This is a genomic window from Sphingosinicella rhizophila, from assembly GCF_032378825.1.
Taxonomy (GTDB): domain Bacteria; phylum Pseudomonadota; class Alphaproteobacteria; order Sphingomonadales; family Sphingomonadaceae; genus Allosphingosinicella; species Allosphingosinicella rhizophila.
On sequence record NZ_JAVUPU010000003.1, the window covers coordinates 100,426 to 120,447 of the forward strand.

Annotated in this window: 21 protein-coding genes and 1 pseudogene; 14 read left to right on the forward strand and 8 right to left on the reverse strand. The window is 63.0% G+C overall.

The window, feature by feature from the left end:
• Nucleotides 1-43: 43 nt before the first annotated feature.
• Genes RQX22_RS06610 through RQX22_RS06620 form a run of 3 tightly spaced genes read right to left on the reverse strand, consistent with a single transcriptional unit; the run spans nucleotide 44 to nucleotide 2,690 of the window.
• Complete coding sequence (locus tag RQX22_RS06610; RefSeq protein WP_315724829.1) at nucleotides 44-1,033, reverse strand: tyrosine-type recombinase/integrase; 990 nt, start codon at nucleotides 1,031-1,033, stop codon at nucleotides 44-46.
• Nucleotides 1,030-1,971 (reverse strand): tyrosine-type recombinase/integrase, encoded by a 942-nt coding sequence (locus tag RQX22_RS06615; protein ID WP_315724831.1) that lies wholly within the window; start codon nucleotides 1,969-1,971, stop codon nucleotides 1,030-1,032. Before RQX22_RS06615 ends, RQX22_RS06610 begins: the two co-directional genes overlap by 4 nt.
• Nucleotides 1,968-2,690: a tyrosine-type recombinase/integrase gene (locus tag RQX22_RS06620; RefSeq protein ID WP_315724833.1), complete on the reverse strand. Its 723-nt coding sequence runs from the start codon at nucleotides 2,688-2,690 to the stop codon at nucleotides 1,968-1,970. Before RQX22_RS06620 ends, RQX22_RS06615 begins: the two co-directional genes overlap by 4 nt.
• 354 nt (nucleotides 2,691-3,044) lie before the next feature.
• Between RQX22_RS06620 and RQX22_RS06625 the strand changes: the two are divergent.
• Nucleotides 3,045-3,344, forward strand: a pseudogene (locus RQX22_RS06625) (zincin-like metallopeptidase domain-containing protein); the annotation flags it as partial.
• Nucleotides 3,341-3,757, forward strand: a complete 417-nt coding sequence (locus RQX22_RS06630; protein WP_315724835.1) for a DUF2958 domain-containing protein — start codon at nucleotides 3,341-3,343, stop codon at nucleotides 3,755-3,757. The pseudogene RQX22_RS06625 and the gene RQX22_RS06630, both read left to right, overlap by 4 nt.
• 38 nt (nucleotides 3,758-3,795) lie before the next feature.
• On the opposite strand, the gene RQX22_RS06635 is transcribed toward RQX22_RS06630, so the two are convergent.
• Nucleotides 3,796-4,011 carry a hypothetical protein gene (locus RQX22_RS06635; protein WP_315724838.1) on the reverse strand — a complete coding sequence of 72 codons (216 nt, stop codon included), beginning with the start codon at nucleotides 4,009-4,011 and terminating at the stop codon, nucleotides 3,796-3,798.
• Nucleotides 4,012-4,383: 372 nt separating this feature from the next.
• Between RQX22_RS06635 and RQX22_RS06640 the strand changes: the two genes are divergently transcribed.
• The 8 genes from RQX22_RS06640 (at nucleotide 4,384) to RQX22_RS06675 (ending at nucleotide 11,276) form a co-directional block, all read left to right on the forward strand.
• Entirely contained in the window at nucleotides 4,384-4,683 is a 300-nt protein-coding gene (locus tag RQX22_RS06640) for a DUF736 domain-containing protein (RefSeq protein WP_315724840.1), read from the forward strand.
• Between the two features lie 125 nt (nucleotides 4,684-4,808).
• Nucleotides 4,809-5,036, forward strand: coding sequence for a helix-turn-helix domain-containing protein (locus RQX22_RS06645; RefSeq protein ID WP_315724842.1), 228 nt, complete (start codon nucleotides 4,809-4,811; stop codon nucleotides 5,034-5,036).
• On the forward strand, nucleotides 5,036-5,617 hold the full coding sequence (locus tag RQX22_RS06650) for a S26 family signal peptidase (protein WP_410001610.1): 582 nt from the start codon (nucleotides 5,036-5,038) through the stop codon (nucleotides 5,615-5,617). The genes RQX22_RS06645 and RQX22_RS06650 overlap by 1 nt, the downstream gene beginning before the upstream one ends.
• Nucleotides 5,605-6,171, forward strand: a complete 567-nt coding sequence (locus tag RQX22_RS06655; RefSeq protein ID WP_315724844.1) for a lytic transglycosylase domain-containing protein — start codon at nucleotides 5,605-5,607, stop codon at nucleotides 6,169-6,171. The genes RQX22_RS06650 and RQX22_RS06655 overlap by 13 nt, the downstream gene beginning before the upstream one ends.
• A gap of 221 nt (nucleotides 6,172-6,392) precedes the next feature.
• Nucleotides 6,393-6,722: a hypothetical protein gene (locus RQX22_RS06660; protein WP_315724846.1), complete on the forward strand. Its 330-nt coding sequence runs from the start codon at nucleotides 6,393-6,395 to the stop codon at nucleotides 6,720-6,722.
• A gap of 281 nt (nucleotides 6,723-7,003) precedes the next feature.
• On the forward strand, nucleotides 7,004-8,965 hold the full coding sequence (gene rlxS / locus RQX22_RS06665) for a relaxase/mobilization nuclease RlxS (RefSeq protein ID WP_315724848.1): 1,962 nt from the start codon (nucleotides 7,004-7,006) through the stop codon (nucleotides 8,963-8,965).
• Nucleotides 8,966-9,186: 221 nt separating this feature from the next.
• Nucleotides 9,187-9,885 (forward strand): DUF4062 domain-containing protein, encoded by a 699-nt coding sequence (locus RQX22_RS06670; RefSeq protein WP_315724850.1) that lies wholly within the window; start codon nucleotides 9,187-9,189, stop codon nucleotides 9,883-9,885.
• Complete coding sequence (locus RQX22_RS06675) at nucleotides 9,882-11,276, forward strand: RNA-binding domain-containing protein (protein ID WP_315724852.1); 1,395 nt, start codon at nucleotides 9,882-9,884, stop codon at nucleotides 11,274-11,276. The genes RQX22_RS06670 and RQX22_RS06675 overlap by 4 nt, the downstream gene beginning before the upstream one ends.
• Before the next feature lie 334 nt (nucleotides 11,277-11,610).
• Here the strand turns inward: RQX22_RS06675 and RQX22_RS06680 are convergent, their stop codons facing one another.
• A complete protein-coding gene (locus tag RQX22_RS06680) occupies nucleotides 11,611-13,794 on the reverse strand; it encodes a phospholipase D-like domain-containing protein (protein ID WP_315724854.1) in 2,184 nt (727 codons plus the stop codon).
• Between the two features lie 137 nt (nucleotides 13,795-13,931).
• A complete protein-coding gene (locus tag RQX22_RS06685) occupies nucleotides 13,932-15,452 on the reverse strand; it encodes a hypothetical protein (RefSeq protein WP_315724856.1) in 1,521 nt (506 codons plus the stop codon).
• 226 nt (nucleotides 15,453-15,678) lie between these two features.
• On the opposite strand from RQX22_RS06685, the gene RQX22_RS06690 reads away from it, so the two are divergent.
• The 4 genes from RQX22_RS06690 (at nucleotide 15,679) to RQX22_RS06705 (ending at nucleotide 18,876) form a co-directional block, all read left to right on the forward strand.
• Entirely contained in the window at nucleotides 15,679-16,338 is a 660-nt protein-coding gene (locus RQX22_RS06690) for a hypothetical protein (protein WP_315724858.1), read from the forward strand.
• A gap of 47 nt (nucleotides 16,339-16,385) precedes the next feature.
• A complete protein-coding gene (locus RQX22_RS06695) occupies nucleotides 16,386-17,534 on the forward strand; it encodes a DNA cytosine methyltransferase (protein ID WP_315724860.1) in 1,149 nt (382 codons plus the stop codon).
• Nucleotides 17,535-17,674: 140 nt separating this feature from the next.
• Nucleotides 17,675-18,373, forward strand: a complete 699-nt coding sequence (locus RQX22_RS06700) for a GIY-YIG nuclease family protein (protein WP_315724862.1) — start codon at nucleotides 17,675-17,677, stop codon at nucleotides 18,371-18,373.
• A 23-nt stretch (nucleotides 18,374-18,396) separates the two neighbouring features.
• Nucleotides 18,397-18,876, forward strand: coding sequence for a very short patch repair endonuclease (locus RQX22_RS06705; protein ID WP_315724864.1), 480 nt, complete (start codon nucleotides 18,397-18,399; stop codon nucleotides 18,874-18,876).
• On the opposite strand, the gene RQX22_RS06710 is transcribed toward RQX22_RS06705, so the two are convergent.
• Both RQX22_RS06710 and RQX22_RS06715 read right to left on the reverse strand, forming a co-directional pair.
• Nucleotides 18,873-19,589, reverse strand: coding sequence for an RES domain-containing protein (locus RQX22_RS06710; protein WP_315724866.1), 717 nt, complete (start codon nucleotides 19,587-19,589; stop codon nucleotides 18,873-18,875). The genes RQX22_RS06705 and RQX22_RS06710 overlap by 4 nt on opposite strands.
• On the reverse strand, nucleotides 19,570-19,959 hold the full coding sequence (locus RQX22_RS06715; protein ID WP_315724867.1) for an antitoxin Xre/MbcA/ParS toxin-binding domain-containing protein: 390 nt from the start codon (nucleotides 19,957-19,959) through the stop codon (nucleotides 19,570-19,572). Before RQX22_RS06715 ends, RQX22_RS06710 begins: the two co-directional genes overlap by 20 nt.
• Nucleotides 19,960-20,022 lie beyond the last annotated feature (63 nt).

The window sequence follows — 20,022 nt, forward strand, 5'->3', positions numbered from 1 at the left end:
AGGGCGGTTTTTCGGGCATTAGCCATGCGGTGGTTTGGCATAATCAGAGCCTTTCCAGAAACGCGAGGAGCTGATCGTCGGGCCGGAACCGGCCTGACGGTGTCGCTGGAGCGGCAACGCGAGCGAGCGCTTTTTCCTTCATCCGCATGTCGGCGTGGATGTAGATCTGTGTGGTCTCGACGGACTCGTGCCCGAGCCATAGGGCGATCACCGCTGGATCGACGCCGTGGTGAAGCAGGTCCATCGCCGTGCTGTGGCGCAGCGTATGCGGTGTGACCCGCTTCATGCCGATGCTCGGACAGGTGCGCGCTGCGGTCAGGCTATGCTTGCGGACCAGATGCTCGAGCGCATCGCGGCTCAGATGCTCGCCCCGGATCGACGGGAACAGCGGTCCTCTGTCGTCGCGGTTCCCGATCCATGCTGCGAGCAGCTTCGCGGTGTCGCGGCGAAGCGGGGTTGCGCGTTCTTTGCGGCCTTTGCCCATGCAACGGATGTGCGCGCCGGTCCCCAGCACAACATCGAGCGGTGTGAGGCCGACCAGTTCCGATGCCCGCAGACCGGTCTGGACCGCGAGCAGGAGCAGCGCATGATCACGCCGCCCCGCCCATGTCGTGCGGTCCGGCGCTGCCAGCAGCGCTGCCATCTCGTCGCCGGTCAGGAACGTGACCGTGCGCTTCACATAGCGCTTGTTCGGCATGGCGAGGATGCGCTGGCAGTGCAGCAGCCAGGTCGGATCGGTCATCGCGACGTAGCGGAAGAACGACCGGATCGCGGCAAGCCGGGTGTTGCGACTGCGCGCGCTGTTGCCCCGCGCCGTCTCGGTGTGAACGAGGAAGTCCGCGACCAGATCGGCATTGATGTCCTCAACCATGAGCCGCACCGGCGGCTTGCCGTGGCGCGCGCTCGCGTAGCGCAGCAGCAGTCGGAACGTGTCGCGATAGCCCGCGACCGTATGGCGGCTCGCCTCCATTTGGACGCACAGCCGGTCGGTGAAGAAGCGCTGGATCAGCGCGGGCAAGACGGCGGCGGTCATTGTGACGCCTCCCAGCCGTTCGCCGTGGCGCGTTCTATCGCAAGCCCCAGAAGCTCGGGCACCGCTTCCAGATACCAGAAGGTGGCGGAGGGATCGCTATGACCAAGGTAGGTCGTCAGCCGGATCATCTCACGGGCGGGGTCTTTGCCCGCCCGGTACCAACCGATCATCGTCTTGACCGCGAAGGTGTGGCGCAGGTCGTGGATGCGCGGACCCCGACCATGCTTGCAATAGGGCTGACGGGGCCGCAGCCCGATCTGCTGACAGACCCGTGCGAAGTTGTAGCGGGCGCTGCAGTCGGGCAGCCGTGTGCCCTTGTCGCTGACGAACAGCGGCTGCGCGGTATAGCCGACCAGCCGGTCGCGCTCGGCAAGATAGCCGACGAGCTTTTCCGCGACGCCGGGATCGAGCGGCAGCAGCCGTTCTCGGCCAAGTTTACCCCGCCTGACGCGGATCACGCCATCGGCAACATCAAGATCGCCGCGATCCAGCGCCAGCGCTTCGTTGATCCGGAGGCCCGTGACCGCGAGCAGCGCGAACAGCGTCCCATAGGTCAGCCCGCGCAGGCCGTAGATCGACGGCAGCGCCTCCGCCGCCGCGATGATCGATGCGATCTCGGCATCGGTGTAAATATGGGGCCGTGCCCGTATCACGCTACCGGGCAGCAACCCGCGCGGCGGCACCTCGTGGACCGGATCGATGCCGGTGAGCCACCCGGCGAACAGACGCACACTGCCAAGCCGCGCCGCCCGCGTGCCACCGCTCACCTCGGGCAAGCTCGCATCCCAGCGCAGGAACAGCGCCGTATCGACATGCGCTGCGCCCTCCTGATCCGCGAACCGGGTGAAGCGGCGCAGGATGCGCTCGCTGGTGGCAAGGTCATAGCCGAGGCTACGGCGGACGCTCAGATAGCGGTCGAGCTGGGGCGCGAGGCTCATTGCACGCCTCCCGCCACCGGCCACGGCATTGCGATCGACCGCAGGCCGTCGATGTCGAGCCGGGCATATATCATCGTCGATGACCGCGAACGGTGCCGTAGCACATCGCCGATTTCGTCGAGCGAAGCGCCCGCGTTCACTAGCTGGGTGGCAAGACTATGACGCAGCAAGTGCGATCCCACATAGGGCGTCACCGGCTTCTGCCCCGTTGCCCGCAATGCCTCCTTCAGGATGGCATTGACGATCTGCCCGTCCTTGAACGGCCGATAGGGCGCGCGATGCGTGACGAACAGGGTCCGGCAAGCCGCTGGACCGCGCCCCTCACGAAGATAGCGGCTCAGTGCCTCGCCGACCTCGGGCGTAATCGGCACGCGATCATGGAGTTTGCCCTTGCCGCGCACCATAAGCTCGCCCGCACGCCAGTCGATGTCACCCAGCTGGGCCGCGATCACCTCGAACGCGCGCAGCCCGAGCCGCGCCATGAGCAGCAGCATCGCATAGTCGCGCGCGCCGGATTTGGGATTGCCGCGCACCGACGCCAGCACCGCTTCAACCCCATCCGGCGACAGGTGCCGGGGCAACCGCGCGTCCCATCGCTGAGCGATCTTGGGAAGGCTCAGCGCCAGATTGGCGGCGGTTCCCCCGCGCGCGAACAGATACTGAAGGAAGGTACGAACATGCGTTGCGACCGTCTTGTCGCGGCATCTCGTCGCCAGCACATGCTCGATGAAGCCGATTACGTCGGCAGGCCGGAGGCAATGAAGATCGAACGCGCTGCCGCCGAAGCGATGATCGAGGAAGCGGTTGGCGAAGCGCAGCGAGTGATCGATTGTTCGCGGACTCAGCCCCCGCTGCTTGACGAGATAATCCTCATAGTCAGCCAGCAGCCCCGCCCGCGCCGTCGGCGCGCCATTCAAAATGTCGGTCATGATCTTGATGCTCCAGATTGGTGGAGCACCGAAGATTATGCCGAATGGGTTTCCCGAGATCATGCGCACAGCCGCGCCTCTTCCCCGCCATGCGGCATAATCCGGGTTACGGCATTATGGCCATTATGCCGATATCGGCATAAGACCCACGCCACCGGCCATCCCAAGCGGCTCGGCCGCGACCTCGCCAACGCGTTCGGTTCGCCCGGCTATGCCCGCGAGGAACTGGTCGCCGAGCTCGGCTCCGCTTTCCTCTGCGCCGCGCTCGGCATCGTCCCGACCGTCCGCCATGCCGACTATCTCGGCAGCTGGCTCGCCGTCCTGCGTGAGGACAATCGCGCCATCTTCCGCGCCGCCAGCCAAGCCAGCAAGGCCGCCGACTGGCTGCTCGCGCGCCACCGCGAAGCGGTCGAGGCCGCCCAGATCGGGAGCGTCGCGGCATGATCCTCCTGCCTTCCGAGCTTCGCGTCGCGCTTCGCGCGAATGATATCAACGGCCGCGCCGCCGAGGCCGACGGCAAGCGCTTCGATCCGGTCCCGATTCTCAAGCTGTTCAACCCGCTCGGGGCCGCCACCTGGCTCGCCACCGAGCTTGCCGACGATGACGACACCTTGTTCGGTCTCGCCGACCTTGGGTTCGGATGCCCCGAAATGGGCTCGTTCAGCCTGTCGGAGATCACCGCGGTGCGGCTGCCGTTCGGGCTCTCGATCGAGCGCGACATCGCCTTCGAAGGCCGCCACCGCCTGTCGGTCTGGGCGGCCTGGAGCCGCCGCGCCGGTTCCATCAACCACGCTGAAACATTGCTGCGCCGCATGGCGCAGGATGACAGGATCGAGCCGCCGCCCGACAGCGGCTGACGCGCCGGGCGGCGCCTGATTTGCCGCCCCTGGCGCCGTCAGCGGGCGCTGCGAATCACCAGCTTCGCGCTTTGGCAGAGCGTGCATGCATCCTTCCCGCGCTCGAATCCCGGCTCGCCGGCAAGCTCCCTGGTATTGTGATTGGCATGCTGCCGCACGCTCAGTTGCAGCTTCTCGGCGATGCAATCGTCGCAGACCGGCTTGCCCGCGAGCCGCGTCACGAACGCCCGAACCCGCTCCAATACCGTGCTCATCTTCCCCCTCGATTCGGCGGGATCATCAGCCGCGATCAGGCCGACTGGCAAGCGAATATCCCCTCGGACGCAGCTGGAATCATAGCGGTTCGGCGGCCGAGCCGTGAATTCAAGTCACCATTTCCAGAACCGCCGCACCCATGGCCTCTCCTGACTGGCGGCCTGCTGCGGTCCGTCGTGCGCCGCAACGCGTGCCACGAACTTTCTTCCCCGGGCGCGTGCCGCGCCCTCCTCGCGGGACAAGAAAGTTCGCTTGTCCGCGTCCTCCGCTGCGCTCCGGCCGTGCCGGTGCGGCCCCCGCCCGACCGCCGCCAATGTCCGCCTGTCGAGGCCGCAAGGGGCGGCTTCGCAAACCAAGAAAGGACTTATACAATGGCACAGATCGGACTCTTCACCCGCGACGATAGCGGCGTCTTCAACGGCACGATCCGGACCCTGACACTCAACGTCAAGGCAGCGATCCGGCCGGTCGAGCGCGACCACGACAAGGCACCGGACCACCGCGTCTTCGCTGGCGCCGTCGAAATCGGGGCAGGCTGGAGCAAGGCGGCTCGCGAGACCGGCGCCGAATATCTGAGCCTCAAGCTCGACGATCCGTCGCTGCCGGCGCCCATCTACGCCCAGCTCGTGCAGGGCGACGAAGGGGAGCACAAGCTCATCTGGTCGCGCTGACGACGAGGCTCTGCCGGGGGTGTCGGAACGGGAAACCGTTTCGACACTCCCGCGGGCGGGCCAGCGCCGCGAAGTTCGGGGACGCGCCGGCACTCTTGCCGCCGCCTCGATACGGACCGCCCACAATGGACAATGACAGCGATATCGATCGGGCTGGCCGCGCCAAGCGCGGCTCGCCCTTCCTCACCACGGACCAGGCCGCGGCCTATCTCAAGATTTCATCGAAGTCGCTGAAGCGGCTTCGGCGCGCAGGCAAGGGGCCGGCGTTCCGGCGCCATTGCCGCTTCGTCCAATATCATATCGACGACCTCGACAGGTGGAGTCGTGACAGTGGCTCCCGGGAGCAGGGTTAGTGACCCGGCGTCCTATGCGCCGCTCCAACGCGCCGCTGCTCGCCTGGGGCGAGGCGCTGCGGGCCACCAAGACGCGGCGACGAAAGCTCGTTTGTCGGGCCGCGATACTCGGTGCTGGAGCCTCGATCCTGCTGGCATGCGCCGCCTTTCCGCCGGCGCCGCGCCTCATCTGGAACGCGTCCGCCAGCGCTCCGATCGGCCTCTATGCGGTGACGCCGGGAGGCCTCCCCGAGCGCGGCGACCTGGTCGTCGCGCGGGTTCCGGAGCGCTATCGCCAGCTCGCCGCTGAGCGCCGCTACCTGCCGATCAACGTACCGCTGGTGAAGCGCGTGGCGGCGGCCGGAGGCGACCAGGTCTGCGCGCAGGGTCCGAACATCTTCGTCAACGGGCGCCGGGTTATGGAGCGCCTATTCGTCGATAGCGCCGGTCGAAAGATGCCGCTGTGGCGTGGCTGCGTGCGCCTGCGCGGGCGCCAGCTGTTCCTGCTCATGGACACGCCGGCATCGTTCGACGGCCGCTATTTCGGAATAAGCGAGGGCGGCGACGTTGTAGGCAAGGCGCGGCTGATATGGGCCCGCTGAGCCTGCTCGCCGCCGTGCTCGGGGTCGCAGCATGGCAGCCCGAAATCCATGCCGCGTCACGCCGCTGCGGGATTCCCGTCGCCTGGATCGAGCGGGTCATGCGCGCCGAAAGCGGCGGACGTACGCATCTTGGTGGCCGCTCGATCCGCAGCCGGGCCCGCGCCATCGGCCTCATGCAGTTGATGCCCGGCACCTGGGCCGAGATGCGCGCAGCGCTCTCCCTTGGTGTCGATCCCGACCTCCCGGCCGACAATATAATCGCCGGCGCCTGCTATCTGCGCCTGATGCACGACCGGTTCGGCTATCCCGGATTGTTCGCCGCCTACAATGCCGGACCCGCGCGCTACGGCGCTTATCTTACAGGCCGAAGCCGGCTCCCGGCTGAGACAATCAACTACCTCGCGAAGGTTGCTGGAGCACCGGTCGCGCTGGCGCCCATAGCGCCGCTAGAAACACCGGTGACTTTGTTTGCGATACGCCGGGATCCCTCACCAGTGGCCTCGCACGAGGCGAAGCAGGACAGGCTCTTCGCGATCAGGAAAGGCGCGCAATGATGGCGAGGGCAGGAGGGGCTCGTCTCGATAAGTCCCAGCATGACGGCTGCCGAAGCGGCTCTCAAGGCCCGCGGGTGCCCCCCAATTTGCTTCGCAAATCGGTTCCCCCCGCGTCCGCTTCGCGGCGCCTTCGCTATCGCTTCGGCGGCCCTGACAGCCGCTTCGCCACCCGCCGAAAAGACGCCGTTCTCGATCTTGGGAACGGAAACACGGAGGTGAAGATGAGCATGATGCAGCAGATCCGAACGGCGTCCGATCACGTGCTGGACGCTTTGGTCGCGGGGCTGGAACTGGAGTTCGGATGCGGTGCCGGAGCGGCACTGGCGCAGCATTTCCTGGCTGCGGAGGAAGCGGATTTTCGTTGGGAGGCGCGGGTCGAGAAACGGTGGGTCGGTGAATATGAGAGCCTGGAGGACAACGAATCAGACCTTGATCGGGTGGCGGCCTGGGGGCGGCTCAATGGCGTGTGGTTCTGCGCCACCATGATCGTGGATGGCGACGGGCGACCATACGGAATGATGAGGTGCCGCGAATTCAAGAGCTCGATGTAGGCGCGGGAAGCAATGCTGGATGTGCACTGAAGGCTGCGAAAATAATCGCGAGAAGCGGCGTCGGCGCGGCGTCGCTTCCCCTCTTTTCTTAGGGCTGGAAGGACTGGAGGAAGGGAGGGAGGGGAAACAAGATAAAGGCAGTGTCTCGCGACCCTGCTTAAGTCTTTGTCTGCACATCCTTTTTTATAGAGACTGGCGCTGTGCGCCGCGAGACAGTGGCGAGAGAAATGGCGGAAATCCGCCGTTTCTTTCCCGAATTCGCGAGATTCGGGGGTTTCCCGATGCCCGATGACGACTTCAAGCCACGGCTCGGCAGCAAGCGCGGCAAGGACGGCAAGAAGGTCGTCAAATATGGTGGGCGCATCCTCGCCGCCACCCGGCTTGCCGGCACCAAGACTGGAGTGCGCTCGCGCCGATTCGACGGCAGCCGGATCGGGCGCGGCGCGAGCATGGGGCGCCTGCTGTCGAGCCGCGATCGGCTTGCTGGATTCCGTGGTCGCCGCGCGGTGGTGAAGGCAAGCCTGATCCGGCTCCAGGGAAAGGCGGGCCAGGTCGCCCGCGCGCATATGCGCTATATCCAGCGCGACGGGGTGACGCGCGAGGGATTGCCGGGCGAGCTCTACGGCCCGGAAACCGACCGCGCCGACGGCGCCGATTTCCTCAAGCGCACGGCGGGCGACCGGCACCAGTTCCGCTTCATCGTCTCGGCCGAGGACGGCGGCCAATATCCCGATCTCAGGCCCTATGTCAGGCGGCTGATGACGCAGGTCGAGCAGGACTTGGGGACGAGGCTCGACTGGGTGGCGGTCGATCATTTCAACACGGAGCGCCCGCACACCCATATCGTCCTGCGCGGCGTCGACGATCGCGGCGACAATCTCATCATCGCGCGGGAGTATATCGCGCACGGGCTGCGCGAGCGCGCGTCCGAACTGGTGACGCTGGACCTGGGACCTCGCACCGACCAGGAGATCGAGGCACGACTGCGGCACGATGTCGACCAGGAGCGGCTCACGGCGATCGACCGGCGACTGCTGCGCCGCATGGACGGCGAGCGCGAGGTGTCCGCGGCCGACAACGATCCGCTCCAGCAATCGGTCGCTGCGGGGCGCTTGCGCAAGCTCAAGGCCATGGACCTGGCCGAGGACATCGGCGGCGGTCGCTACCGGCTCGCGGAGGGGCTCGAGGATACGCTGCGCCGGATGGGCGAGCGCGGCGACATCGTCCGTCTCATGCAGCGCGAATTAACCGCACGCCGGCTTGACCGCGCTGGGGTCGAGCAAGTGGTCTCGACGACGCTCTCCGAACCGATCATCGGCCGCGTGATCCATCGTGGATTCTCCGACGAGCATCGCGACCGCCATTACCTGATGATCGATGGCACCGATGGCCGGGTCCATTATATCGACGTCGGACGAGGCGACGGGACGCCCAGCGTGCCAGAGGGCGCGACGGTCAGGATCGAGCCCACAAGGCTGTCGGCGATACAGGCGGATCGTACGGTCGCTGCCATCGCCCGCACCAATGGCGGCCGCTATTCGGTCGACTTGCATTTGGCACACGATCCCAATGCCAGCGAAGCATTCGCGACCAGCCATGTCCGCAGGCTGGAGGCGCTGCGGCGTGCCGGCGCCGGTCCCGAGCGGCTGGTGGATGGAAGCTGGACAATTGCAGATGATCATCTGGCGAAGGCGGAAGCCCTCGCCCAGCGTCAGCAGCGTGATCGGCCTGTGACGCTGTCGGTGCTGTCCCGCACGCCTGTTGCCGAACTTCCGTCGAGGGATGCCCCGACCTGGCTCGACCGTGAAATCGAGGGTGCAGTGCATGCGCCGCGCGACGTCGGTTTTGGCCGCGAGGTCAGGACAGCGCTTGCCGCCCGGCGGCAATGGCTGATCGAGCAGCAACTCGCCACCGGCGTGCGCAGGACGTTTCGAATGCGCGATGGCGCGGTCGAGGCGCTGCGCGAACGCGAATTGCGTGGCGCCGCCGCAAGCCTCGCCGACCGATTAGGCAAGCCGTTCGAGCCGGCCCGAATGGGCGAGCGCATCGAGGGCGTGATCGCGCAGCGCCTCGACCTGGAAAGCGGGAGCTACGCGGTGGTCGAGCGGTCACGGGATTTCACGCTAGTGCCATGGCGCGATGTGCTCGAACGCAACATCGGAAAGGCCGCATCCGGGATAATCCGCGCGGACGGAATCAGTTGGCAGTTCGGACGCGGTCGTTCGGGACCGGCAATCTCATGATTGGTTTTGGGCGTGGTGCCCAGCGCTTCGCCAGAGTGTGCGGCGCGCCGGCAGCGTCTGCGCCATTGTTGGACCAAATCAAGGGCTAAATCCTTGCGATCTCGCCCTTTCCCCCGTGTGGGCTCCGCCCTGGGGCTGCACTCAGCGGTCGATTTCTGAAAAATTGCGGTTAGAAGGAACAGAGAGTTTGATGGTGGGGGGAGTTGAAGTCGTTGCGTCTGATGGTTTCGTCCACCGTCAATGATATCCCTTATCTTCTCGATCAAATCGAGGGGACATTGCGATCGTTTGGATATTCGCCATGGCTTTCGGCGAAGGGGACGATCCCGGTGGATCCAGACCTAAGCAATTTCGACAATTGTCTGCGGGCGGTTGGCGATTGTGACCTCTTTTTCTGCATCATCACGCCGGCCTATGGTTCGGGTAAAGAGGAGAAGGACGGCTTCTCGATCACCCACCGGGAGATCTTGGAAGCCATTCGCCTGGACAAGCCACGATGGTTCGTTTGCCATCAGCATGTGATGACGGCTCGAAGCCTTCTCAACGACCTCAGCTATGACGGCGTCAGTTTGCGAGGCCCGGACGGGCGTAAAAAACTGAGCCTTAAAGCGAACCCGGCGATTTTGAAGGATCTCAAAACCATTGACATGCTCGAGGCCGCGACCCGCGAGGACGTGAAGGTCATCGCCGATCGAACCGGTAATTGGGTTCAGCCCTATGTGAACGATAAAGATGTGCTCACCTATCTCGCGACGCAGTTTGGTGAGCCGAAACGCATTGAGGCGATGCTGGAAGATCGAGCGAAGCGTAACGCCGCAGGAACCACGAGCAAAGCGAAAGGGGGCGGCAACGCAGAAGCCGCTGCGGCGCCAGTCGTTAAAGGAGTTCTCGATAGCGACGCTGAAGGGAAAGCAGAATGAGCGATTCAATCCTCCTTGAGCGTCTGAAGGGCGGAGAAGGCCCGTTTATGGAGTTTGTCAGCGACATCCATTCTGTCGAGCGCATCGCGAGGCACGTTTCCGCCTTTCTGAATTCCGATTCCGGCGGAACGATCATCTGCGGCGTTGACGACAAGGGATACGCGCGCGGCATCCCCGAGCCGGAGGCGGCAGCAGGGACGCTTCAACGAAAATTGGGGACGATCGTCAGCCCACCAGGACTTTTCTCGGTCGCGATCGAAGCCATCGATGACGTGAGCGTGATTGTGCTGGAAGTACCTTCCGGCTCGGATCGACCTTACGTCACTGGCGGGGGAGTGTGGCTTCGCAAGGGCGCAAAGACCATTGCCGCCGATGCGCCCGCGCTTCGCGCGCTATTCGCGGAACAGGCTAACGAGCCAGAGCGCTGGGAGCGTCGCCTATCTCCCTCCTTGACCGTGGCTGATCTGAGCGAGTCCCAGATTCTCCGGCTGCGTGACGAGGCACGGCGATCCAATCGATTTGATTTTGGCGGCGACGAGGCGGCGACCGAGGTTCTCGATCGTCTCGCGCTTACGCGCCCGGGCGGTTTCACCCAGGGTGCGGATGTGCTGTTCGCGACGGACCCGACGACAAGACACCCGCAAGCGCGTGTCCAGCTTGTGGTTTTCGAGCGGGACGAGACGAGCGATGATTATCTGGACTTACGGTGGTTCCAAGGGCCGCTTCTGGAAATCGCCGATGCGATCATCGAAGCGCTCATGCGATACAACCCGATCGGCGCCAGCTTCAAATCAGGTGAGATCGAACGGGAAGACCTGCCGGGATATGCCCGCTTCGCCCTGCGCGAAGGCGTCGTCAACGCGCTCGCCCACCGCGATTATAGTTCTTATTCCGGCAGCGTCCGCATCTCGGTCTTTCCGTCCCGGATCGAGATCTGGAATAGCGGACGATTGCCCGAAGGCATCCGCCCCGAGGATTTGCCTCGCAAGCACCCGTCTGTCCCCACCAATCCGGATATCGCCCGCGCCTTTTATTTGCGGCGGCTCATGGACCAGGTGGGGCGGGGCGGTCAGCGGCTCGCGGAAGCCTGCAAAGAGATTGGCGCGCGCCCTCCCGAATGGGCTCAGGCGCATGGCGGTGTTCTTCTCACCCTTCATGCCGCGCTAGGCAGAGAGCAAGCGCGCGCCGAGCTGCTCAATGACCGTCAGCGGAACTTTGTCGATTCTGTCGAAGCCGGCGCGACATTAACGCTTGGCGAGTATCGGGATCGCTTCGCTCCCGATGTATCCGATCGGCAGGCTCGCCGAGATTTGAACGAGCTCGAAACCTATCGCTTCCTGCGCCGTGAGGGTGCGGGTCGATCGACGGTTTACCGGCGCAGAGAGGATTAGTGTTTTTCCGGACTCTCTTCGGACATCGCCCGCATATTGAGAGCCGCTGCGTTCGGTAGAACGTCGTTGTTCGATCGCGGACCGAGGGGCTTGTTCGGACATTTTCCAGACACAACATTGCGCGTGAGCCACGCTTCCCTTCGCGTCATAAGATCCAACCGGACATTTTCCGGACAAGCGTGCGGCGAAGAGACAGGCTAAAAGGGCGTTCCTCTCTTCGGAATGTCTCCATGCATGCCGTTTTCACAGGTCTACGGCCCGGCACCTGACTTCTCACCGCTTGTATCCGGACAAACTCCGGTCACGAAATGCGCGTCAGGGGGAGTCGACGGCTTCACAGCGCGACTGCCGGAGCGAGCCCGAGCCGCAATCCGATCGAACGGTCGAGCCCATCGCGCACATCTGAGGCCGCCTCTCCAACAAGCTCGGTCGGCGTAAGACCTAATAACGCGACAATCCGACGACGCAATTGCGGGATATATTTCAGGAACTGCTGATTCTTACGGTTGTTCGGGATGTGCGATTCAATCACATCCAACGCCCAAAGGATCGTCACCCAGCACTCCAGAAAATCGAGTGGCATCGCGGTATACTCACGCGCCACCATCAGGCGCGTGATCGCCGGTGAACGGCCGCAGAAGAAGGCGACGAGGATTCGAACCAGGAACCGCGGCCAAGAACGCGTTTCGCTGGAGCATTCCAGACCTTGAGGCAAATCCTGGCATCGCGCCTTGTATAGCAGAAATAGAATCCAGAACCGCAAGCGCAGCACATCGCTCGATCCAAGCGGTTCCTCATCCTCTTCGAGTCCTTCGGCGTATGCGAGGACATGGCGCTCATATAGGCGCGCATCCACCGGCGGGGCTATGATGAGCTCCGCACTGGGCTGGCTGGCCTCAGAGGCGGCGGCTGTCAATTCTTGGTCGGTCTCATCGCTCTCGTCGTCGACGTCGAGCCAGCCATCATCCTCCTCGACTTCGACCGGTGCTCCGTCCCGTCCCGACAACAGGTTGAGGAACGCTCGGACGCTATCACCATAGGTTCCGGCGAGGCTATTACCCCCATGGTTGCCGGCGTGGTTCGCACCGGGTCTGGCCTCCGTGAACTCCTCATAGCTCAATGCCAAAGGCTGATCGGCGACCGCCTCGCTCCTGCGGGGCCGAGGGCGGGCAGCCGTTAGCTTCGTCTCGGCCTCCTCTTGCGAGAAATCGGCGCGGACGAGCGTTTCGAACGCCTGGTGCATCCATAGGTCAAAGTCGGACCCGTCGGTAAAGGCCGCGAGAGCCCGCGCCACGCCGCCAGTCGCCACTTCCTTTCGGCGCTCTCGTAGCACCTGACGGTGCGACACATAGGTCGTTGTCGAGACCGTTTCGCCCCACACCACCCGGGCGAACGTGAGCCTGCCTTGGACGGGGCGATCAACCAAAACCGTCCGAACATCACCGTTGCGCTCGAACGTCCCGCTGGGAATGATCGCCAGTGGCAACCCGACGTGATCGAGCAAGTGAACCTCGCCCTCCTCGACGCGATGGCTCGGGGGACGCCAGGAGAGCACTCCGTTATCCAGCTCGAACTTCCCGGGCCTACATGCATCGAAGGCCTTGAGCGGAATTTGCGGCGCGGCTTCCGGCGGATCGAGGTCGGCGAGCGGTATCGGGTCGGCATCGATCCATCGATCCAGCTCCAAGGCCCGCGTGGCTGCGCCTCGCGGCAAACGTCGGTAGATGCAGGCTTCAGCGTTGTTTCCCGGTCGCCCTGGCCGGCCCAAGGCCGCAGTCGTGCAGTTCGCGCTTCCGACCAAGACATGATCATGCCGACTGGTCATCGCGACCATGATCTTGGCATGGGTGAAGCGTCTAGCTGGCCAGTCGAGCTCGACGATCGTGGGCGTCTTGGCGAACGTGGCATCAACCGGAAATTCATGTCGCCTGCTGTCGATTGGCAGAATGATCCGTTTTGGTGACAGGCGTCGAGACAGGTCCGACAGCGCGGTGAGATTTGCGTCCCAATATGGACTGATCACAATCAACTTCTGGACCTTCGCCTCTCCCACCAATGCGACGAACTGATCGGTGATCGCCAAGCCGCCAGGCGCGTGAAGGAACGCGATCGCCGAACCATCCTCCAGATCGCGAAGCGGTGCTGTCGCGGGACCCTCGAGCCAGGGCGAACGCTCACTCGCCCACCGCAGCGAATCTCGCGCGGGAGATGTCTCGGTTGAAACAAGGCTGTTCAGATAGCGCCAGACCGAACGAACGATATCTCGCTCAGGTGTATCCTCATCATCGCACGGGATCTCAAGCACGACTTCCGCATTGCCGGCGAGACCCGCTGCGGTCGCGTTGGCCGAGCTGATGAACGCGCGTCCCCCGTCTCTGCCGAGTTGCAGAATGATCTTTGGATGAAAAATCCCCTCCGTCGCGGGCGGGCTGTGGAACGCGTAATCTCGGCCTAGCCCTTTGGGCAGCGCCGATCCGTCAGATAGCGACATCGCCGTCATGCGTTCGTCGGCGAACAACAGCAGGTTCGTCGCACCGCTCGCGAGAAGTTGAGGAAGGAGGATCTCCTCGACGGCCGAAAACTCCACGGCGAAGCTCGTGACAAAGGCGCTGTGAAATGGTCGCCCTCGCCGACGGGCAAGTCGCTCCGGAAGCTTCACAGCGCGGCCTCCAGAACTTGCAGCCCGCCCCGCGTCAGGCCGTCTTCGTCCACCAGATGGATATCCTCCAGAAACTGGATCGCTGGGGCTAGTCGCGGCGTGGTGGGCACGGGTTGATAGCCGCTTAGATAAACCAGTCGGCCGTCCCGTGTTTCGAAAAGGAAAGTGTAATCCCGCTGGCGCCGAAGCTTTTGCATCGCGACCCAACTGTGGCGCCGGACCACCCGTTCGACGATGTAATCGCCGATCCGCTCGATGACCGGCAAGGCTTCCCCCTTTCGAAGCCACTCCAGTTCAGTTCGGAGAGAATGCGCACCGCCGCGAATCGGGAGATCGCGAAGCAAGGTCTCGGTGAGATCGGGCCGAGTGAGAACACGCTGATCCAGAGCCGCCATCAAACGGATCGCCAGGACCGCCTTGTCCTCCACCGACCCGCGTCGACTGGTCAGCGTGTCCCAGGCATCCTGAAACCCGAATTCCTCTGGCGTGACCCCATTCCGCAAAGTGATCCAAGCACTGGTGAGATCCTGGTCATCGCGCGCCGTCAGTCGCTCAACCACTTCCGCGCGTATCTCGCCCACGGTCCGGCCGGCATCGACTTCCTGGAGGATACCGATCGCCCAAGCCAGCAATCCCGCCGAGGCCACCTGCATCAAATCTTGGCAGTGATAAAGTTCCCAATGGCGACGCTGATCCTCGAGGCGCTGAGTCAAGGCGATTTGAGGTGGATCGAAGAGGTGCCAGCGAACATCGTCAGGACGGGGGCGTTCCTCGATGGCACGGGCCGTTTCGAGAATGAGGTAAAGGGAGGCGCCGCGGCTTGGCCCACTCGGTATTGGCGTGGGCTCGGTGGCGAAGAGAAGCGTTTCGTAGAAGGCGCGCTCGTCGCTGTCGCCCTCAATTTCCGACGGCGCGATAGGTCCAAGCCGGTCGAGTTCGCGGACGCTCACCTGAGCGTCGACGATCTTTTTGCGCAAAAGCTTGGCGAGGTCGGAGCCAATCGCTTCGGCGAAGAGGGCGGCGGCACGGCGGCCCAAGTCTCGGGTGGCGACTTGGATACCATGCCTGTTTTGGGTGAAGAGACCCATCTCGGCCATCTGAGTGTAATAGGCGCCACCGAAGACGCCGAGCGATTGGCGCAGATAGCGCTCTTCCGACGCGTCGGTCGACGCCGCCGCCGCGAAGTCAATGGACCGCCCCCCGGCCTGAAGACGCCGGTTCGCCCAGTCAACGCCCCCTACGCCTCCTTCCTCGGCTCGCGCCGCCACCAGAGCGTAAAGTGCCTCGGCGCGCCGGATCCAATTGCGCCAGCTCTCGAAATCGTTGGTCGCACCGTGACGGGCGTATGTTTCACTGACCCAGCAATAGTATCCGTAATAGCGCATGCGTAATGTGACATTGCTGATGCCAGGGAGGAGGGACTGATAGAGAACGACGCCGCTGTTCTGCATGCCGAGCGGATCGAGACCGCGCTTGTCGACCTTCTCCGTCCATTGCGGCAATAGTTCTGCACTCAAGCCCAGTCCCCTCCCATCGCCAGGCCAATCTGCCGGAGCGACTATTCACCTTCCCGCTTTCCCGCGTCGCCGAGTGATCAAAGCGCCCACGGTCTGTCTTGAGCGAAACAACGGAGCGTGCCCGTGAAATCACTATCGCCTCGCGGCAGTGATCTCGGCAATGAATTTCGCTATCCGACAGACGGATTACGCGCCTAGTTCGTTGGCGCAGGCCAGGAGCACGGATTTGCCTGACACCATCGCTGACGCGGTCAAACGCCTGTCTCTATTCGCCGGAGAAAACCTCACCCATACGTTGGCGAGTATCGAACGTGATGTTGAGGGCGTGTCAGTTGAGACTTGCCCCGCGTTCTTGGCCGAGGTCGGGGCGGATGGAGCGTTGCTAACGGCCGCGGGAGAAATGAAGCGGCTGGCGGGACAGATCAACGTCACCATCCATGCGCTGGGGATATTGCTGTGCTTGCCTCACATTCTCGAACCTGGCGAGAAAGTCGAGTCCGTGTCCTTGGGCGCCGGCAACACGGGACGGCGATACGATCTGGAAACAAATCTGCGGGTGGCCGAGTTCAAGTTCATCAATTGGCGCGGCGGCGCTGAGTCCATTCGCCAGAACGGTGTGTTCAAGGACTTCTTCCTCCTCGCCGATAGCGACACCCCAAAGCGCAAATACCTGTATCTTCTGGGCACCGCGCAGGCTTTGAAATTCCTCAACGGCGGCCGAGCGCTGCGGAGCGTCCTCAGCAAGGACGAAAAGGTCAGAAGCCTTTTCCAGCGGCGCTTCGGCGATCGTTTCGCGACCGTGCGTGACTATTACGCGGCGTTTCAAGACCGTGTGATCATCGAAGACGTGTCTCATTGGGTCCACGGCCTGAGGCAGAACGTTTAAAGAACAAAAGTTGAGCGTAAGGCGATATTCCTCTTGCCCATAGCGCTTTGAAATGCGATTCCGCCCCTAGGAGGCCCCCATGCGATCAACTCAAAAAACCCATGCGTAGCGTCGAGCTTTTCACGGGCTGCGGCGGTCTGGCCCTAGGGCTCGCCCGCGCTGGCTTCACGCATGAACGGATGGTCGAATGGAATGACTGCGCCGTCGCGACGATTCAGCACAACGCCGCGCGCGATCTAGATCATATTTCGCATTGGCCGATCGAAAAGGCCGATATCCGCTCCATCGACTGGCGCGAGCACGCCGGGATCTCGTTGGTCGCCGGCGGTCCGCCCTGTCAGCCTTTCTCTATTGGCGGAAAGCATCGGGGAGATGATGACACGCGCGACATGTGGCCCCAGGCCATTCGCGCGGTTCGCGAGATCAGGCCCGACGCGTTCCTTTTCGAGAATGTTCGCGGGTTGTTGCGACCGAAATTCGCCCCATACCTCGCGACCATCGTCGCGGGCCTCGCGACACCGGATCGCAGGTCCGATCTACGCTATGAAGTCGCTGTCCAGCAGGTCGACGCCGCCAATTTCGGAGCGGCACAACGGCGACACCGTGTTTTGATCATGGGGTTCCGGTCTGATCTGGGGATCGCGCCGAGCGAACTGCGGCCGACTCACTCTCGCGAGCGCCTTGTGTGGGACCAGCATGTGACGGGTGATTATTGGCGCGAGCACGGACTGCGGTCGCGGCTGGATGACATCGCGCCGCTGGACGCCGCGCTCGTAAGAAAGCTGCGTGCCCGCGACGTCGCTCCGAAAGAAAAGCGCTGGGTCACGGTTCGCGACGCACTATCCGGACTGGGCGAACCCGATGGCATCGACAATCATGTCTTCCAGCCCGGCGCGCGCGTTTACAAAGGTCACACAGGAAGCCCGCTCGACCTCCCGGCGAAGGCCCTGAAAGCTGGAGATCATGGTGTCCCTGGCGGCGAGAACATGATGGTCACGGACGCGGGAGGCGTCCGTTATTTCACGATTCGGGAGGCCGCCCGGCTGCAGGGGCTTCCGGATGATTATCTTTTCCCGCGCAGTTGGAGCGAGAACATGCGCCAGCTTGGCAACGCGGTGCCAGTGGAACTCGCGATGGTCGCCGGCCACACGCTCGCCAAGCAACTGGGACGCGTGAGCAAGCGCAAAGCCGCTTGATGGGAGACTTCGACACGCCCGCCGCTCATGTCGTCGATGCGGCGCCAAAGGGATATGTCGAGTACGAGATCGACGTCGAAAAGGTGCTTCGTGACGAACTGCCGGGCGTGATCGAGCGCGCCGAAATCGCGCCCTTGACCTTGGAGGCGATCGCGGCGGTTCCAGAGCTGGCGAAGGGCGCTTATGTGCTCTTCGAGAATGGTCATCCCGTCTATGCCGGGAAAACGGACACGCGCCACGGTTTCCGGTCTCGTCTCAGTCGTCATTTTCGCACGATTCAGGATCGCATCGGTCTCGATCCAACCACGATCGGGTTCAAGGCCGTCCGGATCATGGTATTCTCAAACTTCGACGTCGAGGCGATCCTGATCGACGAATTGCGCCGGAAGGATTCGAGCGCGCTGCGCTGGAATTTCAGCGGGTTCGGCTCCAACGATCCTGGTCATAACCGGGAGGCGCAGGAGCCAGCCGATTTCGATAAAGAGCGCCCGGTCGATATCGATCGGCCGCTCGATTTCCTGCCCTTGGGGTCGATGCTTGGAGCGCTGGATCTCGCGCTGGCGCTGAAGGACGGACTCACGTATCTCTTCCGGTATGAGACTGATCTGAACGAACGGGGCAGGCCAAAGCGGCACACGGTCGGTCATGTGGATTTTCGCGAGGCCGCGCCAATCACGCTTCCCGAGCAACCGCTCACGATGCGTGAAGCGTTGATTTTGATGCTCGAGGTTTTGCCGAATGAATGGCGCGCGACGGTGTTTCCGGACCGCGTCATTTTGTACCGTGAGAAGGTGACCTACAAATACGCGCGCGAGTATCTCGAGTTCGGTCAAGGCTAAGACCAGCGCTCACCCGCTCGGAGGTGATGGGCCGCGTTCGCCACAAGGATACCAAGCCGGAAATGTTGGTGCGCCGGGCGCTTCACCGCGCCGGTCATCGCTTTCGCCTTCAGGCGCGCGATCTGCCGGGCCGGCCCGATATCGTTTTCAGAGGCGATCGCGTCGCCATCTTTGTCCATGGCTGCTTCTGGCACCGACACCCAGGTTGCGAGCATACCCGCACACCGAAGACCCGGGTTGAGTTCTGGAACGCAAAATTCAACGGCAATGTGCGACGGGACGAGGCTTCCCAAGCCGCCTTGGAAGCGGCGGACTGGGACGTCCTTGTGATCTGGGAATGCGAGGCGCGCGATCCGGAGAGGCTGACGCATTTCGTCGAAGCAGTCCATCGGGCCCGTCAATCGGCCATTTCGCTGGCTGGAAATCGCAATCAGAACGTGGTCGCCGGTCGCCGACGCGGCGATTGGTTAAAGCTCAAAATGCCAGTTCCACCCGAGGGCTAGGCGGCCATGATGGCTTCATCCAGAGCGAGGTCATCGGGGCTATACTTCTGATCGTTTCGGAATGAATAGAGCACGGAGATCCGTTGCCCGTTCCAGACATATTTGAAGTGGTCGCCTTGATCGGGTTTGCCGAGACATTCGGGCTTGAGCACAACGATGCCGAGCGCGCTCGGCCGTTCCGAAGGGCTGAACAAAATTCCATCCAGCTCCAGTCGAACGGCCTCGTCGCCCAACGCCAAGCGACGATCACGATCGTTTCCCCCGTTCCACCCCCGGGCATCGAGATACCTACCCCGCACTGGTCGCACGATCTGGCGCATCTCGATCAGTGTCGGAGGCTCAGCGGTTCGGCGGAGAAAAGTCTCACGCTTTCCGACCGAGATCACAAGCGCGGTCTGAAGATCACCCGCGAGCTCGAGCACGTTGCGATTCGCCTTAAAGAAGCGACTCCCCTCAGGATTTGGATACACGAACGGAGCGTGATTCCAGTTCTTGAACCGGGGCAGCTGCTGGTCAATCGGCGCCAGCCCCTGCGTCAAGCGATCCCGCTCGCGCACACGAGGATTGGTGATTTCCTCGACTTGCGCGAATAGCTCATCACGTCCCCCCGCGATGCGCTCGTACACGGGCACTGGCGGAAAGCGGGAGGGGATCAAATTATGAAACCGCTCGTCAATTTCGACGAGAGGGAGATTAACCGCCTCGTTGCGCATCGAGATACTGCCTTACACGTGCCATGTCGAAGAAGTTCCCTTCTTCAAGCATTGTGTCGAGTGCCGACATTCCACCAAAAAATTCATTCGGTCTCTTAATCCATTCCACGGATCTAGCCGGATCCGTGAACAGAATTTCCAATGACTTCCAGATCGCGAGTAAGTTGGAAATACGATCGACCGTGTCACGGGGCAGCGCACCGCCATCTTTTTTCCATTTGAAGAACGTTGATCTCGGTGGTGATCCGAGAAGGCGCATCTGCTCGTCGGTCGACAGGTTCCAAGCTTCCGCCAGAGGCATGAAGACGTCCAGCCCTACCGGAATCGCTGTGCGTCCCCCGCCCTCGTGGGCGACGGATGGTGCGACCATAAAATTTCTCCCTTCCTCCAGATTTGGACTTGAATTGAATTTTAGTCCCGTTATAGACAGTCC

Coding starts and splice junctions, on each gene's coding strand:
- RQX22_RS06610 (WP_315724829.1), bottom strand. CDS start 1,033: ATGACCGCCGCCGTCTTGCCCGCGCTGATCCAGCGCTTCTTCACCGAC.
- RQX22_RS06615 (WP_315724831.1), bottom strand. CDS start 1,971: ATGAGCCTCGCGCCCCAGCTCGACCGCTATCTGAGCGTCCGCCGTAGC.
- RQX22_RS06630 (WP_315724835.1), top strand. CDS start 3,341: ATGATCCTCCTGCCTTCCGAGCTTCGCGTCGCGCTTCGCGCGAATGAT.
- RQX22_RS06635 (WP_315724838.1), bottom strand. CDS start 4,011: ATGAGCACGGTATTGGAGCGGGTTCGGGCGTTCGTGACGCGGCTCGCG.
- RQX22_RS06640 (WP_315724840.1), top strand. CDS start 4,384: ATGGCACAGATCGGACTCTTCACCCGCGACGATAGCGGCGTCTTCAAC.
- RQX22_RS06645 (WP_315724842.1), top strand. CDS start 4,809: ATGGACAATGACAGCGATATCGATCGGGCTGGCCGCGCCAAGCGCGGC.
- RQX22_RS06655 (WP_315724844.1), top strand. CDS start 5,605: ATGGGCCCGCTGAGCCTGCTCGCCGCCGTGCTCGGGGTCGCAGCATGG.
- RQX22_RS06660 (WP_315724846.1), top strand. CDS start 6,393: ATGAGCATGATGCAGCAGATCCGAACGGCGTCCGATCACGTGCTGGAC.
- rlxS (WP_315724848.1), top strand. CDS start 7,004: ATGCCCGATGACGACTTCAAGCCACGGCTCGGCAGCAAGCGCGGCAAG.
- RQX22_RS06670 (WP_315724850.1), top strand. CDS start 9,187: ATGGTTTCGTCCACCGTCAATGATATCCCTTATCTTCTCGATCAAATC.
- RQX22_RS06675 (WP_315724852.1), top strand. CDS start 9,882: ATGAGCGATTCAATCCTCCTTGAGCGTCTGAAGGGCGGAGAAGGCCCG.
- RQX22_RS06710 (WP_315724866.1), bottom strand. CDS start 19,589: ATGCGCAACGAGGCGGTTAATCTCCCTCTCGTCGAAATTGACGAGCGG.
- RQX22_RS06715 (WP_315724867.1), bottom strand. CDS start 19,959: ATGGTCGCACCATCCGTCGCCCACGAGGGCGGGGGACGCACAGCGATT.